Here is a 14828-nt window from a genome sequence, read left to right as displayed (position 1 = left end):
CTTATCCGCAGGTCAGCCGCTGGATGTCTCCGGTCTCGTTGACATACACATTCAGGCGGTCGATGCGATAATCCTGCGTCGCAATATCATTGGGACCCAGAACGCGCGACCGTTCCGGCAAATCGGCTTGAATGGACGACACCGGCTGGCCAACAGAACCTGCAAAAGCCTCACCCTTGCAAAAAGCCAAGTCAACCGGAGCAGGCTCGGGCGGCAGCGCAGCATCTTCGGGCGCAGGTGATGTTTCAGCACACGCCGCCACAAGGGCAAGGATCGGAAAAAATCGGTACATTGGCGTTCCTCTTTCAGGCAATGTCGCTTCTGCAATATCAAACATTTAGCCAGCCTGTCATCAAAGCGCAGTTGAAAACACCCTGTATTTGACGCAGGGTCGGGTCAAAATTAGCAGGGAGAAGTGGACAATGCGTACCCGTGCCGCCGTTGCCGTTCAGGCGGGCAAACCGTTGGAAGTGATGGATGTGAACCTCGAAGGCCCCAAAGCGGGGGAGGTTCTGGTTGAGATTAAAGCTACTGGTATTTGCCACACTGACGAATTCACCCTGTCGGGTGCAGATCCCGAAGGCCTGTTCCCCGCGATTCTGGGGCACGAAGGCGCGGGCGTCGTGGTCGAGGTCGGCCCGGGCGTGACCAGCCTGAAGCCCGGTGATCACGTAATTCCGCTCTACACCCCTGAATGCCGTGAGTGTGAATACTGTCTGCACCCCAAGACCAACCTGTGTCAGGCGATCCGCGAAACGCAGGGCAAGGGGCTGATGCCTGATGGCACGTCTCGGTTCTCGACCTTGGATGGCGATCCGATCCTGCACTACATGGGCTGTTCAACCTTTTCGAACCACACGGTTCTGCCGGAAATCGCGCTGGCCAAGGTGCGCGAAGACGCGCCTTTCGACAAGATCTGCTATATCGGCTGCGGCGTGACCACGGGTATTGGCGCTGTGATCAACACGGCCAAGGTCGAGATTGGCAGCCGTGCCATCGTCTTTGGTCTGGGCGGTATCGGTCTGAACGTGATCCAGGGCCTGCGTCTGGCCGGGGCCGACCAGATCGTCGGCGTTGATCTGAACCCGTCCAAGGTCAACATGGCCACGGCGTTCGGCATGACTGATTTCGTGAACCCTAAAGAGGTCGAGGGCGATCTGGTTCCGTATCTGGTCAACCTGACCAAGGGCGGTGCGGACTATACTTTTGACGCCACCGGCAACGTCGGTGTGATGCGCGACGCATTGGAATCGGCGCATAAGGGCTGGGGTGAGTCGATCATCATCGGTGTGGCCCCTGCCGGTGCCGAAATCTCGACCCGCCCGTTCCAACTGGTCACCGGCCGGTCCTGGCGCGGCACCGCCTTTGGCGGCGCACGTGGCCGTACCGATGTGCCCAAGATCGTCGACTGGTACATGGACGGCAAGATCGAGATCGACCCGATGATCACCCATACCATGGGTCTGGACGACATCAACCACGGGTTTGACCTGATGCACCGGGGCGAGAGCATCCGGTCGGTTGTGGTTTACTGACGACTACAGTCTCCAAGAACGGCGGTTTATGAGAATAGCGGCGCGTTTGATAACGCGCCGTTTCTTGTTTCAGGTCTTGTCATCCGATTGCGGTGACGGTCTTGCGGTCGCGCCGGTGTCGGCCCGTGGCGAGCGGACCCGCAGAACGGGTTTGTTCGGCGAAACGTTTGCCCGGCTTTCACGCCACACCACGAACACACCGGACGCGATGATGATGCCTGCGCCGACGGCGACCCAGACATCAGGCGTTTCCCCGAAGAACACTGCGCCGAAAATTGTTGCCCAGACGATCTGACTGTACTGGCTGGGTGCAACCACCCCTGCCGGAGCTGCACGATAAGCCAGAATGATCAGGTGCTGAGCGATGACCGAAAAAACGCCGACCAGCGCCATCATCGCCAGATGCAACAGCGACGGCGGTTGATACACGACCGGTTGCGCGAGGCTCATGATCAGGATTGCCAGCAACATCGGATACAGGATCAAAACAGCGGATCGTTCCTCATTCCCGATTTTGCGCACCAGCACCGACGCAAATGCACTGCAGAAGGCGGCGGTCAAAGCGGCCAGATGACCCAGAGTGATATCCGTCGTTCCGGGTCGCAATACGATCAGCACCCCGATCAGCCCGGCGCCGACGGCCGCCCAGCGCTGGGCACGCACCACCTCGCCCAGTATCGGGATCGACAGGACAGTGACGATCAGGGGGAAGGAAAACAGCAGCGAATAGACCTCGGCCAGAGGCAGAACCGAAAAGGCATAAAACGCACAGGACATGCCTGTCACCATCAGACCCGACCGCAGCATCACCAGCCACGGATGGCGGGGCACAAAGTTGTCGGTCGTGCGGTCAGCCAGAATCGTGACCGCCATGGGCACAAAGGAAAACAGGGTCGCGAAAAAGATGATCTGCAGCACCGAATAGGTCCCGCCCAGCACCTTGATCAGTGCGTCATGGCTGGCAAAGACCGCGAATCCAAGAAACGCGAACCCAAGTCCCCGGAGGGTGGTGTTTTGAGTGCTCATGGTCTGGCCTCGGGTGATGTCGGTGTGGTGGCACTGTGCCGTTCCAGCCAAAAGGGGCTGTCTTGCCCCTGAGTAAACCCATTTAGCAGGCCCGCATAGTCCCTATTTTACCGCTAACATGCAAAGCTGCCATGTTGTGGGATCAACGCAGGATCGGAGGCGCGTCCTTGGGCTGTCTTGCCGATTGCACGCCCGCCTTCATCCCAACACCGATACGGCGGGCCAGCGCGACCCAAGGGACGGCTGTCTCATGGGGCAGGGTTTGGGCGGCGACCTCTTCGAACAGGTCCAGCCAATGGGCGAACATTTCGGGTTTCACATCGGGCCGTTCGATATGGACCCGTTGCGGATTGCCGTCATAGCTGCGTTCGAACAGGATGGCGTTGCGCCAGAAGGCGGCGATCTTGTCCTCATGGGCGGGCCAGTCATGGACATGTTTGTTAAAAACGGGGCCCAGTACCGCATCCTGCCGCACGCGGGCGTAAAAGGCGCGGACCTGCGCGTTGATCTGCTCGGGCGTCGCGGGAAAGCGCGGGGGAAGGGTGGGTCTGGTCATAGGGGCCTGAATTTCGACTCTGTTTTGGGCAGATAGGTCGTTCTGGCGTCAGGTGACAGGGGTGGTTTTGTCGCGCCCATCCGGTGTCAGCAGATGCCGCAGCAAGGCGACCGGATGCGCGCGCAGGCTGAGGCGGGTGGCCACGTAATCCTCGACCACCTGCTCGCCCAATGTCATCTGCGGCAGGTAGGCTTCGGGCTCGTCCAGCGCCTCGCCCTCCAGATCCTGCGAGAACAGCGGCAGAGGTTTGGCGGTCGCAATTGCCTTGGCCTGCCACAGCGCCTCGCGCCGGGTCAGGTCGCAGGCGGCAAAGGCATCGGCCTCGGCCAGCCTTTCGATCACGGACGGGCCCAGCCCCGCGCGGCGCCAGACATCGTCGACCTGGGTGTAGCCATTGCCGCGCGCGGCGGTCAGCCAGCTGGCGTCTTCCTCGCTGAGGCCCTTGATCTGGCGGAACCCCAGCCGCAGGGCCAGCCCGCCATGGCCGTCCGGCTCCATCACATTGTCCCAGAAGCTGGCATTGATGCAGACCGGACGGACCTGCACCCCATGCTCACGCGCATCCCGAACGATCTGTGCGGGCGCATAGAAGCCCATCGGCTGCGAGTTCAGCAGGGCGCAGGCGAAGATGCCCGGGTGGTGGCACTTGATCCAGGCCGAGGCATAGACCAGCAGCGCAAAGCTGGCCGCGTGGCTTTCGGGGAAACCGTAAGAGCCGAACCCTTCGATCTGCGAAAAGCAGCGCTCGGCAAAGTCGTCCTCATACCCGTTGCGCTTCATGCCACGCAGGAACAGCGCGCGGAATTCGCTGACATTGCCGTGCTTCTTGAACGTCGCCAGCGAGCGGCGCAACCGGTCCGCCTGTTCCGGGGTGAACCCCGCGCCGACAATGGCGATCTGCATCGCCTGTTCCTGAAACAATGGTACGCCCATGGTCTTGCCCAGCACCTCGCCCAGTTCATCCGAAGGAAAGACAACCGGTTCTTCGCCATTCCGCCGCCGAATATAGGGATGGACCATGTCGCCCTGAATGGGGCCGGGGCGGATGATGGCAACCTCGATCACCAGATCATAGAAATTGCGCGGTTTCATCCGGGGGAGGAAGTTCATCTGCGCGCGGCTTTCCACCTGAAACACGCCGATACTGTCGGCCTTGCACAGCATGTCATAAACCTTGGAATCCCCAGGCGGCAAAGTGGCCAGCGTATAAGCTGTATGATGATGCTGGTGGATCAGGTCGAATGCCTTGCGGATGCAGGTCAGCATTCCGAGACTCAGCACATCGACCTTGAGGATGCCAAGGCTGTCGATATCGTCCTTGTCCCAGCAGATGACAGTGCGACCCTCCATGGTGGCGTTTTCGATGGGGACGAGTTCGTCCAATCGCCCTTCGGTGATAACGAATCCACCAACATGCTGAGACAGGTGACGGGGGAAGCCGTCGATCTCATAGACCAGGGATAGAGTCTGTTTCAGGCGGTGATCATCGGGATCAAGACCGATCTCGCGCATTCGCTGCGCCTCAAGCCCTTCGGCTGAAAAAAAGCCCCAGAGCTGCGAACTGAGCCCCGCAATCGTGTCCTCTGTCAGGCCCATGGCGCGCCCGACTTCGCGGATGGCGCGCTTGCCGCGGTAATGGACGACCGTAGCACAAATACCAGCGCGTTCCCGCCTGTAGCGGTCATAGATGTGCTGAATCACTTCCTCGCGGCGTTCATGCTCGAAATCCACGTCGATATCGGGCGGCTCATCCCGCGCTTCGGACACGAAACGTTCGAACACCATCGTACCCATCTCGGGGCTCACCTCGGTGATGCCGAGGCAGAAGCAGACCACCGAATTGGCCGCCGATCCGCGCCCCTGGCACAGGATGTCGCGTGAGCGGGCGAAGGTGACGATGTCGCGAACAGTCAGAAAGTAAGGTTCGTATTTCAGCTTGCCGATGAGGGTGAGCTCATGGGTCAGCATCTTCTTGACCTTGTCCGACGCCCCTTCCGGATAGCGCCATGCCAATCCTGCATACGCCAGACGGTGCAGGCGCTGGGTCGGGGTTTCCTGTTCGCTGCCTTCGTTGGGATATTCATATCGCAGTTCGCCGAGCGAAAAGCTGAGCTGTTCGCTGAGTTCATGAGCCCGGGCCACGGCACCTTCATGACCTTTGAAGATGCGCAGCATCTCGACCTCGGATCGCAGGCGCTGTTCCCCATTGGCCAGGGCCTCGCGGCCCAGTTCATCCACCTTTCGGCGCAGACGGATGGCTGTCACTACATCGGCCAGCTTGCGGCGGGCCCCGTGATGCATCAGCGGCGTGGCGCTGGCGAGGGTGGGGAGGTTGAGATGTTTGGATTCAGTCTCTAACAAAGAGAAAAAAGCACTGTCTGCGCCATCGTAGCGGGGGTGTACCAACAGATGCATCCGCCCGGCAAAGCGGCGCGCCAGCTGTTGTGCCTGTGTCCGCCATGCGTCCGTGCCGCCCTGCGACCGGTTCGTCTGTGGCCAGAGCAGCAGATGGAGACCGTCGGAGAACTCCAGCAGGTCCGACAGGTGCAGGATGCAGTCGCCTTTCTCGGCGCGCAGGCGACCTGCGGACAGGATACGGCACAGGTTGGCCCAGCCCTGCCGGTTCAGGGGCAGGGCGGTGACCGTGGGCGCGTCGGTGAAGATCAGACGCGCTGCCGGGATCAGGCGTGGCACCGCATAGACGGGATAGGAGGGCGGTTTGGGGATGTGATCGGGACAGGGCGGGCCGATCAGGGTATTCTGCGCCTCCCATTCCAGCCGTTCCCGCACCTTGCGGGCGATCTCGCGCCCTTGCGTGTGGGCGCGAACGATCCCGGCGACCGAGTTGTCATCGGCAATCGCAATGGCGGGCAGGCCGAGGGTGACCGCACGCTCCATATACTCCTCGGGGTGAGAGGCCCCGGTGAGGAAGGTGAAGTTCGACGTGATCGACAGTTCGGCATACATGACGATTCCCTATTATATTCACGTTTTGTTCTTTTTCGAGTCCTTTGCGTCATTGCGCAGGAAACGGGTCGTTTGGGCACTGCTGGACGGGCATGTTGGGTCCAAGAAGGAGACCTGAAATGTACAAGATCACCGCCTTGCCCACCAAAGAGGTCCGCGCCTATCAGGCCGGCGCACCGGATGCGTATGGGACACCGCCGGAACGAGCCATTTCGACCGGGGCCGGCAACCCGTGCCGACACTGTCTGAAGAACATCCCCGAAGGTGCCGAGATGCTGATATTGGCCCATAGGCCTTTTTCAGAGACACATCCTTACGCGGAAACCGGGCCAATATTCTTGTGTGCGGACCCATGCGAACGGCACACAGATGAAGACCTGCCGGATATTCTGACCTCGTCGCCCGACTATCTGATCAAGGGCTACGGTGCCAACGATCGCATCGTCTACGGCACCGGAATCGTGACGCCGACAGATCAGATGAGTGCAGCAATCGAAGGCATCTTTGAGCGCCCTGACGTGGCCTATATCCATGTGCGCTCCGCCCGAAACAACTGCTATCAGGCTCGGATCGACCGCACCTAAAGCTTGACGCGATGTACCCCCCGACGCGGCTGATCCTGATCGTCAGCCGGGGGGTCATCCGCGCGGGCAGACGTGAGGGCGAGGAACACATCCTCAAGATCCGCCTCTTCCGTGCGCACGTCCCGGATGCGGATGCCAGCGCTCCGGACGGATTCCAGGACCTGTTCGGCGCTTGTGGACTTGCTGTGGTATTGCAGAACCAGGCTGTCATCGTCGCGCAATGAGGCGGTGACGCCCCCTGCATCGGGCAAGTCGGAAATCGGCCCATCCGGGACAATCACCATGGTCCGACTGTCCATCCGGTCCAGCAGATTGGCCGTGCTGTCCTGTGCGATCTTCTCGCCGTGATTGATGATGGCGATCTCGTCGCACATCTCCTGCGCTTCTTCCAGGTAATGCGTCGTAAGGATGATCGTCATGCCCTGTTCGTTCAGCTTGCGCACATTGGCCCAGAGCATCTGTCGCAGCTCGATATCAACGCCAGCGGTGGGCTCGTCCAGCACGAGGATCTTCGGGTGGTGCACCAGCGCCTTGGCGAGCAACAGCCGCCGTCGCATGCCGCCGGACAGAGTTCGCGCATAGGCTTCGGCTTTGTCGCTGAGACCCACAAGCTCCAGAATCTCTTCGCTGCGCCGTTCGGATTTCGGCACGCCATACAGACCGGCCTGCACCTCCAGCGCTCCGCGTGGGGTGAAGAACGGATCGAGGTTCAACTCCTGCGGCATCACACCGATGGCGGCACGAGACTGGCGTGGGCTCTGATCCTGATCGAAACCCCAGATCGATACGCGACCGGCGGATTTGACCACCAATCCCGCCAGGATGTTGATCAGGGTCGATTTTCCGGCCCCGTTGGGACCCAGCAAACCAAAAACCGACCCGCGCGGAACGGTCAGATCGACGCCCTTCAAAGCCTGCTTTTCCGGTTGACCTTTACTGCCGCGGTAGGTTTTGCGCAAACCTTCGATTTTGATCGCTGCTTCTGTCATTTGTGGCCCTTGCCCCCGGTTTGCTCATCGCCCATAAACGCACCTAATGCATGCCCGCGAGGCCGACAACCAGTGAAGGATCGCCAGCCGTGACTATCGAAGCGCCGGAAACCAAGATCGTTGAGCAAACCCGCGTCGCCTGTGACGGCGGCGAAGGCGCATTGGGCCATCCGCGCGTCTGGCTGCAAATCCCCGAGGACATTGGTTGGGTCGAATGCCCGTATTGCGACTGTAAATACGTGCTGAAAGGGCATGAGGCCGGTTAAATGCGAAAGGCGGTTCTGGGGACCGCCGCTGGCTTGTTTTCCGTTCTGCCAATCTACTTTCTGGCTGCTCTCATCGGGGCCATCGTTCCCGGGTCTGGTCACCAGGCAAATGGCGCGGACATGGTGGAGGTTCGCCTGATCCGCGGACCCATCCACTATGACTTTCTCATTCCATTGACCGCCGAGGCGCGCGAAAGGCTGGACGATCTCAACGCGGCAGGTGTCCCTTTGGATCGGCCAGAGGCACATTGGCTCCTGGTTGGTTGGGGCGCGCAGGAATTTTACACAACAACCGGGAGGTATTCGGATGTCGCCTTGGACGCGGTGTTCAAGGGTTTGACGGGCGACCGGTCCGTTCTCAGAACCGATGTGGTTGGTCCGCTGCCGGCGGGCCTGGACTTGCCTGGGATCCGGATGAACCAGGCACAGTTCGCACGGTTTCTGGAGGAAATTGGGGCCAGCTTTGCCAGATCAGACCAAGGTCGGCTGATGCCTCTGAACGCGCCCGGATTCTCCGCGACCGACCGGTTCTTTGCTGCCCGGGGGACGTTCAACCTGTTTCAAACCTGCAATGTCTGGATCGGGCGAATGCTGCGCGCCGCTGATGTGCGCTTCGGGTCCTGGGTTCCGCTGCCCTATTCGGTCACCCTGTCCCACTGGCTCTATCAATCGCAATAGCGGGAGGGGCGCCCAAGTCTTGCCCTGTTTTGATGATACTCACGCCGCGCGACCGGGAGAATAGCCTTTATGACCGATGTTTCTGCAACAGACTACCACAGACCTGTTTTTGGCTGGATTGGATTTCTTGTGGCGGCAATTGCACTGCTGGCGGCTTTGTTCGTTTTCTGGGCAGGACCATTTGCACCACAGCAGTCCACGGGTGTCTCGTTGGGGGAACTCGCGGCGGAACTCGGTAAGTCCACACTGCGCGCGGCGGCCGGATTGGAACAACCGGAACCCGTGGCGCGGGCGCGGGATATGGATGACTTCCTGCGCATCGGTGTCGCGATGCTGGGCGGTATCGCAATTGTTCTGTCTGCTGTTGGCCTTTTGCGCCACGAGAAAATGCGCCCGGCCGTAGCCGGTATCGTGATCGGCACCGGCGCAATCCTGTTCCAGTTCTTTGCCTGGGCGTTCTTTGCGGTTTTGGGCGTGCTGGTCATCATGGCGCTGCTCAACAGTTTCTCGGATGTTTTCACCGGCCTGTTTGGCGGCTAGGCTGCGTTCTTGACTGGCCACCCGCTCGGCCCTGTGGCAGAACCGTTTCTGACTGACAGGGAGAGGGCGCATGAGTGAATTCGGAAAAGGATGTCATCTGCATCTGATCGACGGATCGGCCTTTATTTTTCGGGCATATCACGCCCTGCCGCCACTCACGCGCAAATCGGACGGGTTGCCGATTGGAGCGGTGTCGGGCTTTTGCAACATGCTGCAGAAATATGTGGACGGGAACACCGGACCGGATGCCCCAACCCATGTGGCCGTGATCTTTGACAAGGGATCACATACGTTCCGCAACGACCTGTACGACCTATACAAGGCCAACCGCGAGGCGATGCCCGAGGACCTGCGCCCGCAGATGCCCCTGACCCGCCAGGCGACGCAAGCCTTCAACATCGCCTGCAAGGAATTGGAGGGGTACGAGGCCGACGACATCATCGCGACCCTGGCCGTTCAGGCCCGTGACGCCGGTGGGCGTGTCACGATTGTCAGCTCCGACAAGGATTTGATGCAGCTGGTCGGCGATGGTGTGGAAATGCTGGATGCGATGAAGAACAAGCGCATCGACCGCGATGGTGTGATCGAGAAGTTCGGCGTCGGACCGGAACGCGTGGTCGATGTGCAGGCATTGGCTGGTGACAGCGTGGATAATGTGCCGGGTGCCCCGGGGATCGGGGTCAAGACCGCGGCGCTGTTGATCAACGAATTCGGAGATTTGGAGTCGCTGCTGGACCGCGCGGAAGAAATCAAGCAACCCAAGCGCCGCCAGACGCTGATCGAAAAACGCGATCAGATCGAGCTGTCGAAAAGGCTGGTCCAACTGGACGAGCAGACACCGCTGGATTTCACGCTGGACGATCTCGAGGTGAAAGACCCCGAGCCGGATACGCTGATGAGTTTTCTGGCCGAGATGGAGTTTCGCACGCTCACCAAGCGGATTGCGGACAAACTGGGCGTCGAGGCGCCGGTGATCGCCGACGCGCCCGCCCCGGTTGTCGAAGATGCTGAGGCCGAAGCCATCCCCTTCGATGCGTCGAAATACGAGTGTGTGCGGGATGCGGCGGCCCTGCAGAAATGGATCGACCAGACCTATGAACGCGGCTGGGTCGCGGTGGACACGGAAACCACCGGTCTGAATGAAATGATCGCCGATCTGGTCGGCATCTCTCTGTGCATCGAGGCGGGCGAGGCCTGTTACATCCCCCTGATCCACCGTGAAGGCGCAAGCGATGATCTGTTTGGATCGGATGCGCTGGCCGAAGGGCAAATGCCTCTGGATGAAGTGCTGACTTTGCTGAAGCCGGTGTTTGAGGACCCGTCGATCCTGAAGATCGGGCAGAACATGAAGTACGATGCCAAGATCTTTGCCCGCTACGGTATCAACGTGGCGCCCATCGATGACACGATGCTGATGTCCTACGCGATGCATGGGGGCGAGCACGGGCATGGCATGGATACCCTGTCTGAGCGGTATCTGAGCCACACGCCGATCCCGATCAAACCCCTGCTGGGGTCCGGCAAGTCGGCGATCACCTTTGACAAGGTGCCGATCGATGAGGCAACGGCCTATGCCGCCGAGGATGCGGATATCACCCTGCGCCTCTGGAAGCTGTTCAAACCGCAACTGCATCAGGTGCAGGTGACGACCGTTTATGAGACGCTCGAACGCCCGCTGGTGCCCGTGCTGGCCGAGATGGAGATGCATGGCATCAAGGTCGACCGTGATGTGCTGAGCCGCATGTCCAACGCCTTTGCGCAGAAAATGGCCGGATTAGAGGCTGAAATCCACGAACTGGCCGGGGAAAGCTTCAATGTTGGCTCGCCAGCACAGCTGGGCGAAATCCTGTTCGACAAGATGGGGCTGGAAGGCGGCAAAAAGGGCAAGACCGGGAAGTACTCGACCGGGGCCGATATTCTTGAGGACCTCGCGACCGAGCATGAGCTGCCGCGCCGGGTGCTGGACTGGCGCCAGCTCAGCAAGCTGAAATCGACCTATACCGACGCCCTGCAGACCCATATCAATCCCGATACGGGCCGCGTACACACGTCTTATTCGATCACCGGGGCGAATACGGGGCGTCTGGCCTCGACCGATCCGAACTTGCAGAACATTCCGGTGCGCACCGAGGAAGGGCGACGCATCCGCGAGGCGTTCATTGCGGAACCGGGCAATGTTCTGGTGAGCCTCGACTACAGCCAGATCGAGCTGCGGATTCTGGCGCATATCGCGGATATTTCCGCCCTTAAGCAAGCCTTTGCGGACGGTCTGGACATTCATGCGATGACCGCGTCCGAAATGTTCGACGTGCCTTTGGATGAGATGACGCCGGATGTCCGGCGGCAGGCCAAGGCGATCAATTTTGGTGTGATCTACGGCATCTCAGGCTTTGGTCTGGCGCGCAATCTGCGCATTCCACGCGCCGAGGCGCAGGGGTTTATCGACCGATACTTTGAACGGTTCCCCGGCATTCGCAGGTACATGGACGACACCATCTCCTTCGCGAAGGAGCATGGGTATGTCCAGACGCTTTTTGGCCGCAAGATCCACACGCCCGAGATCAACGCCAAAGGGCCGCATGCCGGTTTCGCCCGCCGCGCAGCAATCAACGCGCCGATTCAGGGAACGGCGGCCGATGTCATCCGGCGCGCCATGGTGCGGATGCCCAAAGCCATCAACGGGCTGCCAGCCAAAATGCTGTTGCAGGTGCATGATGAACTGCTGTTCGAAGTGTCCGAAGATGCGGTTGACCAGACTGTTTCAGTCGCGCGGGACATTATGGAAGGTGCAACCGATCCGGCGGTCAAACTGGATGTGAAACTGGTGGTGGATGCCGGGCAAGGCGACAACTGGGCCGAGGCACACTGACCGCCGCGCTGCGCATCAGGCCCGACGGGCCCTCTTTGCAGCGGGTCAGCCCTGCGGCCTGACCATAAGGGCCACCAGGCGGCGGGTCAGCGGGGCCGCAAACAGAACCACGATGAATGCCACCGGCCAGCTGACGCTCCATGCGCCCATCCAGCTGGAGAAGGTGCCCGGGCCCACCCCGATTTCCTTGACGGTGGCAATGCAGGTCACGATGCAGGACATCAGACCCGACAGGATAAAGCCAAACAGCACAGGGGCGAAACGGGCTGGAATCATCTGAGCCTTCCTTGATGCGGGCGTAATTTCATATGCAGCATATGAAATGCGAAGACCAGTGCGCAGGCGCACACCTTCACCGCATCCAATGCAGAGAGGCTTCGGTCCGGGGCGTCGAAGGCGTGTATTCCGCGCTGACCCAACCGTCATACCCGCTGCGATCCATTGCCTCGAACAGGGCGTTAAAGTCTGTTGGTCCGGGGCCGGGTTCCGTCCGGTTCGGCGCGGCCCCGATCTGGGCATGGACAACGCGATCCCGGTACCGATGCCAGACATCCAGAGCATCGCCGTGGATCATGTGCGCGTGAAAACTGTCATATTGCAGGCCGATATTGGGGCGGTCGACCCGGTCCAGCACATCCGCCGCCAGACCGTAGGTGTTGAGAAAATAGCCGGGTTGCGACGTTGGGTTCAGGGGTTCAATCGTGAATCGCTGTGCAGGCGCGAAATCTGCCGCCCACTGCAGATTTTCCACGAAACACGCGAGCGCATCCGATCCCGAGGCGTATCCCGACATCACGTGAATCAGGCCGGTTTGCAATGCATCCGCATAGCGCAACACCCGTCGGATATCGGATTGAAAACGCGCCACGCTGCCTGGCTCGGCGGCATAGCCCGGCTGACCTCCGGTGTAGTTCGGTGGCGGCGCGTTGATCAGCACCAACTCCAACCCGTTGGCCCGCAAAGCCCTCCGCGTTTCCTTGGCGGCGACATCGTAGGGAAACAAAATCTCCACTGCTTTGAACCCGGCGGCGGCAGCGGCTTCGAACCGATCGAGATAGGGAAGCTCGGCGAACAGCAAAGAAATATTGGCGGCAAATCTGGGCATTTGGGGTCTCGAACAGTGGTGGCCGGACCTTAGCGCCGGGGCGGTTTTCGCGAAAGGGACTGAAAACGACAGATTGTCGAAAATCGACCAGATCATTCCAAACAGATCAGGGAGGGTCAGGGCATCGCGGCGAATCATTTCCATGTCGTCGTGCCAACAGAAGGTTCGTTCACGATGGCCATGAGCCCTGACCCTGCACGCGGGAACACTCTCGCTGCGGCTGCAGGTCGCAATCCGGTATTGTCCGGCAACGGTTTGGCGATTGCGTCCATGCTGACATGGGCGGCGGGCTTTCCTGCGGCAGAAATCCTTCTGCAAAGCTGGCCGCCCGTTGCGCTACTGGCGGCGCGTCTGGGGCTGGCGGTGGTTTTCATGGTGCCGATCTGGGTTCTGTTGGATGGGCCCCAGCGCGTGCTGAACGCCCGTTGGGGACATGCAATGGTGGTCGGCGGCATCGGTCTGGGGTCGGGGATGTTCCTGATCATTCTGGCGCAGAAGCTGACCGATCCGGTGACGGTGGCAATTATTGCCTCCTGCGCGCCACTGATGGCGACTCTGCTGGAGCTTGCGACCGGCACCAGACGATTGAGATGGAACTTTGTTCTGGGCGTGATGGTTTCGATTGTCGGCGGCCTGATCGCCACCAGTGCCCTGGCCCCGGCCCAACTGGGGTTGGGCGCCGTTTGCGCCGTCCTGTCAACCGTCCTGTTCTGCTGGGCCGGTCATGCAACGGCTCGGGACTTCCCCGAGCTCAGCCAAACCGGGCGCACCACCATCACCTTTGTCGGCGGCTTGATCATGGCATCGCTGCTCCTGTTTGGCGCGCATCAGCTAGGCATGGACGTGGTTCCCACCTCAGCGATTGATGCGCAGCAGATGGGCATGCTGGCAATCTATGCGCTGATCTCGATGGCCGTCAGTCAGGTTCTGTTCATCGGATCCATCGGAAAACTTGGCGTAGCCCTGGCCTCGTTCCACATCAACATTACACCCTTCTACGTGATGGTGATTATGCTGATTCTGGGGGAAGAGTGGAACTGGACCCGCGCGCTGGGTGCCGGCATTGTCGCCTTTGCCGTGGTGTTGGCACAGGACCGTCGGATCGCACGTCCGGCCTAGAGGTCAGTCAGTGCGTCTGATGGCGTGATGGGAAAGAACTGACCGCCGGACCAGACGCCGAACCACCCTTTGTGATCGGTGCCGATGTCGACAAGCCGATAAAAACTCTTGCGATCAATGCGCGCCTCAAGGTTTGAACGAACCAATATATACGGGTTGGGCTCATCCGTTTCCGGGTCGATGACAATTCGGATCGGGTGGTCCGGACCGGCGGTGGTTTCGTCGCCGACCTGGGTCGTGAATCTGAGCGTCTGCGTCTCACCCTCGCCCACCCGGTCGAAATCCACCGCAAGAAACGGCGCGTCCTCGACGGTGATTCCCACCTTTTCGACCGGGGTGACCAGATAATATTTGTCGCCTTCTTTCTTAAGAATTGAGGAAAAAAGCTTCACAAGCTCGAACCGGGTGATGGGCGAGCCCATATAAGACCATGAGCCATCTTTTGCGATATGGATGTCCAGATCGCCACAAAACGGAGGATTCCAGAGGTGAACGGGCGGCAAGCCCTTGGTTTTGGCCGCTTTGACCGAAGCGGCCAGCCCGTCGGGTGAGGGTATCACAGGTTTTTGTCCGCTCATTGCTTTTGCCATTTCC

15 protein-coding genes are annotated in these 14828 nt (G+C 60.2%); 7 read left to right on the top strand and 8 right to left on the bottom strand.

Translation table 11 applies throughout. The features are described from left to right. Window position 1 precedes the first annotated feature (1 nt). Window positions 2-292, bottom strand: a complete 291-nt coding sequence (locus ACR3E0_RS00805) for an I78 family peptidase inhibitor (protein ID WP_480475233.1) — start codon at window positions 290-292, stop codon at window positions 2-4. A 130-nt stretch (window positions 293-422) separates the two neighbouring features. Between ACR3E0_RS00805 and ACR3E0_RS00800 the strand changes: the two genes are divergently transcribed. Continuing rightward, a complete protein-coding gene (locus tag ACR3E0_RS00800) occupies window positions 423-1535 on the top strand; it encodes an S-(hydroxymethyl)glutathione dehydrogenase/class III alcohol dehydrogenase (RefSeq protein ID WP_480475231.1) in 1113 nt (370 codons plus the stop codon). Between the two features lie 69 nt (window positions 1536-1604). Here ACR3E0_RS00800 and ACR3E0_RS00795 read toward each other — a convergent pair whose 3' ends face one another. The 3 genes from ACR3E0_RS00795 to ACR3E0_RS00785 all read right to left on the bottom strand — a co-directional run bounded on the left by ACR3E0_RS00795 (window position 1605) and on the right by ACR3E0_RS00785 (window position 6084). Next, window positions 1605-2561, bottom strand: a complete 957-nt coding sequence (locus ACR3E0_RS00795; protein ID WP_480475229.1) for a DMT family transporter — start codon at window positions 2559-2561, stop codon at window positions 1605-1607. Between the two features lie 142 nt (window positions 2562-2703). Continuing rightward, the gene (locus ACR3E0_RS00790; protein ID WP_480475227.1) at window positions 2704-3117 is read right to left on the bottom strand and encodes a group III truncated hemoglobin; all 414 of its coding nucleotides are present in this window, start codon (window positions 3115-3117) and stop codon (window positions 2704-2706) included. A gap of 48 nt (window positions 3118-3165) precedes the next feature. Continuing rightward, window positions 3166-6084 carry an error-prone DNA polymerase gene (locus ACR3E0_RS00785; protein ID WP_480475225.1) on the bottom strand — a complete coding sequence of 973 codons (2919 nt, stop codon included), beginning with the start codon at window positions 6082-6084 and terminating at the stop codon, window positions 3166-3168. Window positions 6085-6203: 119 nt separating this feature from the next. On the opposite strand from ACR3E0_RS00785, the gene ACR3E0_RS00780 reads away from it, so the two are divergent. After that, on the top strand, window positions 6204-6668 hold the full coding sequence (locus ACR3E0_RS00780; protein WP_480475223.1) for a DUF1203 domain-containing protein: 465 nt from the start codon (window positions 6204-6206) through the stop codon (window positions 6666-6668). On the opposite strand, the gene ACR3E0_RS00775 is transcribed toward ACR3E0_RS00780, so the two are convergent. Next, on the bottom strand, window positions 6665-7657 hold the full coding sequence (locus tag ACR3E0_RS00775; RefSeq protein WP_480475221.1) for an ABC transporter ATP-binding protein: 993 nt from the start codon (window positions 7655-7657) through the stop codon (window positions 6665-6667). The genes ACR3E0_RS00780 and ACR3E0_RS00775 overlap by 4 nt on opposite strands. 89 nt (window positions 7658-7746) lie before the next feature. Here ACR3E0_RS00775 and ACR3E0_RS00770 point away from each other — a divergent pair, with 89 nt between their 5' ends. The 4 genes from ACR3E0_RS00770 (at window position 7747) to polA (ending at window position 12010) form a co-directional block, all read left to right on the top strand. After that, window positions 7747-7923: a zinc-finger domain-containing protein gene (locus ACR3E0_RS00770; RefSeq protein WP_480475219.1), complete on the top strand. Its 177-nt coding sequence runs from the start codon at window positions 7747-7749 to the stop codon at window positions 7921-7923. Continuing rightward, window positions 7924-8601, top strand: a complete 678-nt coding sequence (locus ACR3E0_RS00765) for a TIGR02117 family protein (RefSeq protein ID WP_480475217.1) — start codon at window positions 7924-7926, stop codon at window positions 8599-8601. 69 nt (window positions 8602-8670) lie between these two features. Beyond that, window positions 8671-9141, top strand: a complete 471-nt coding sequence (locus tag ACR3E0_RS00760; protein ID WP_480475215.1) for a hypothetical protein — start codon at window positions 8671-8673, stop codon at window positions 9139-9141. Between the two features lie 70 nt (window positions 9142-9211). Next, on the top strand, window positions 9212-12010 hold the full coding sequence (gene polA, locus ACR3E0_RS00755; RefSeq protein WP_480475213.1) for a DNA polymerase I: 2799 nt from the start codon (window positions 9212-9214) through the stop codon (window positions 12008-12010). A 45-nt stretch (window positions 12011-12055) separates the two neighbouring features. Here polA and ACR3E0_RS00750 read toward each other — a convergent pair whose 3' ends face one another. Together ACR3E0_RS00750 and ACR3E0_RS00745 are read right to left on the bottom strand one after the other, a co-directional pair. Further along, window positions 12056-12286 carry a DUF2798 domain-containing protein gene (locus ACR3E0_RS00750; RefSeq protein WP_480475211.1) on the bottom strand — a complete coding sequence of 77 codons (231 nt, stop codon included), beginning with the start codon at window positions 12284-12286 and terminating at the stop codon, window positions 12056-12058. Between the two features lie 76 nt (window positions 12287-12362). After that, a complete protein-coding gene (locus ACR3E0_RS00745) occupies window positions 12363-13115 on the bottom strand; it encodes a hydroxypyruvate isomerase family protein (RefSeq protein ID WP_480475209.1) in 753 nt (250 codons plus the stop codon). A 180-nt stretch (window positions 13116-13295) separates the two neighbouring features. Between ACR3E0_RS00745 and ACR3E0_RS00740 the strand changes: the two genes are divergently transcribed. Continuing rightward, window positions 13296-14234: a DMT family transporter gene (locus ACR3E0_RS00740; RefSeq protein WP_480475207.1), complete on the top strand. Its 939-nt coding sequence runs from the start codon at window positions 13296-13298 to the stop codon at window positions 14232-14234. On the opposite strand, the gene ACR3E0_RS00735 is transcribed toward ACR3E0_RS00740, so the two are convergent. Next, complete coding sequence (locus ACR3E0_RS00735; RefSeq protein WP_480475205.1) at window positions 14231-14812, bottom strand: DUF1285 domain-containing protein; 582 nt, start codon at window positions 14810-14812, stop codon at window positions 14231-14233. The genes ACR3E0_RS00740 and ACR3E0_RS00735 overlap by 4 nt on opposite strands. Window positions 14813-14828 lie beyond the last annotated feature (16 nt).

Source organism: Ruegeria sp. AJ12, assembly GCF_056536245.1.
Note: the sequence above shows the minus strand (reverse complement) of the source record. Positions and strands in the feature narration are given on the sequence as shown.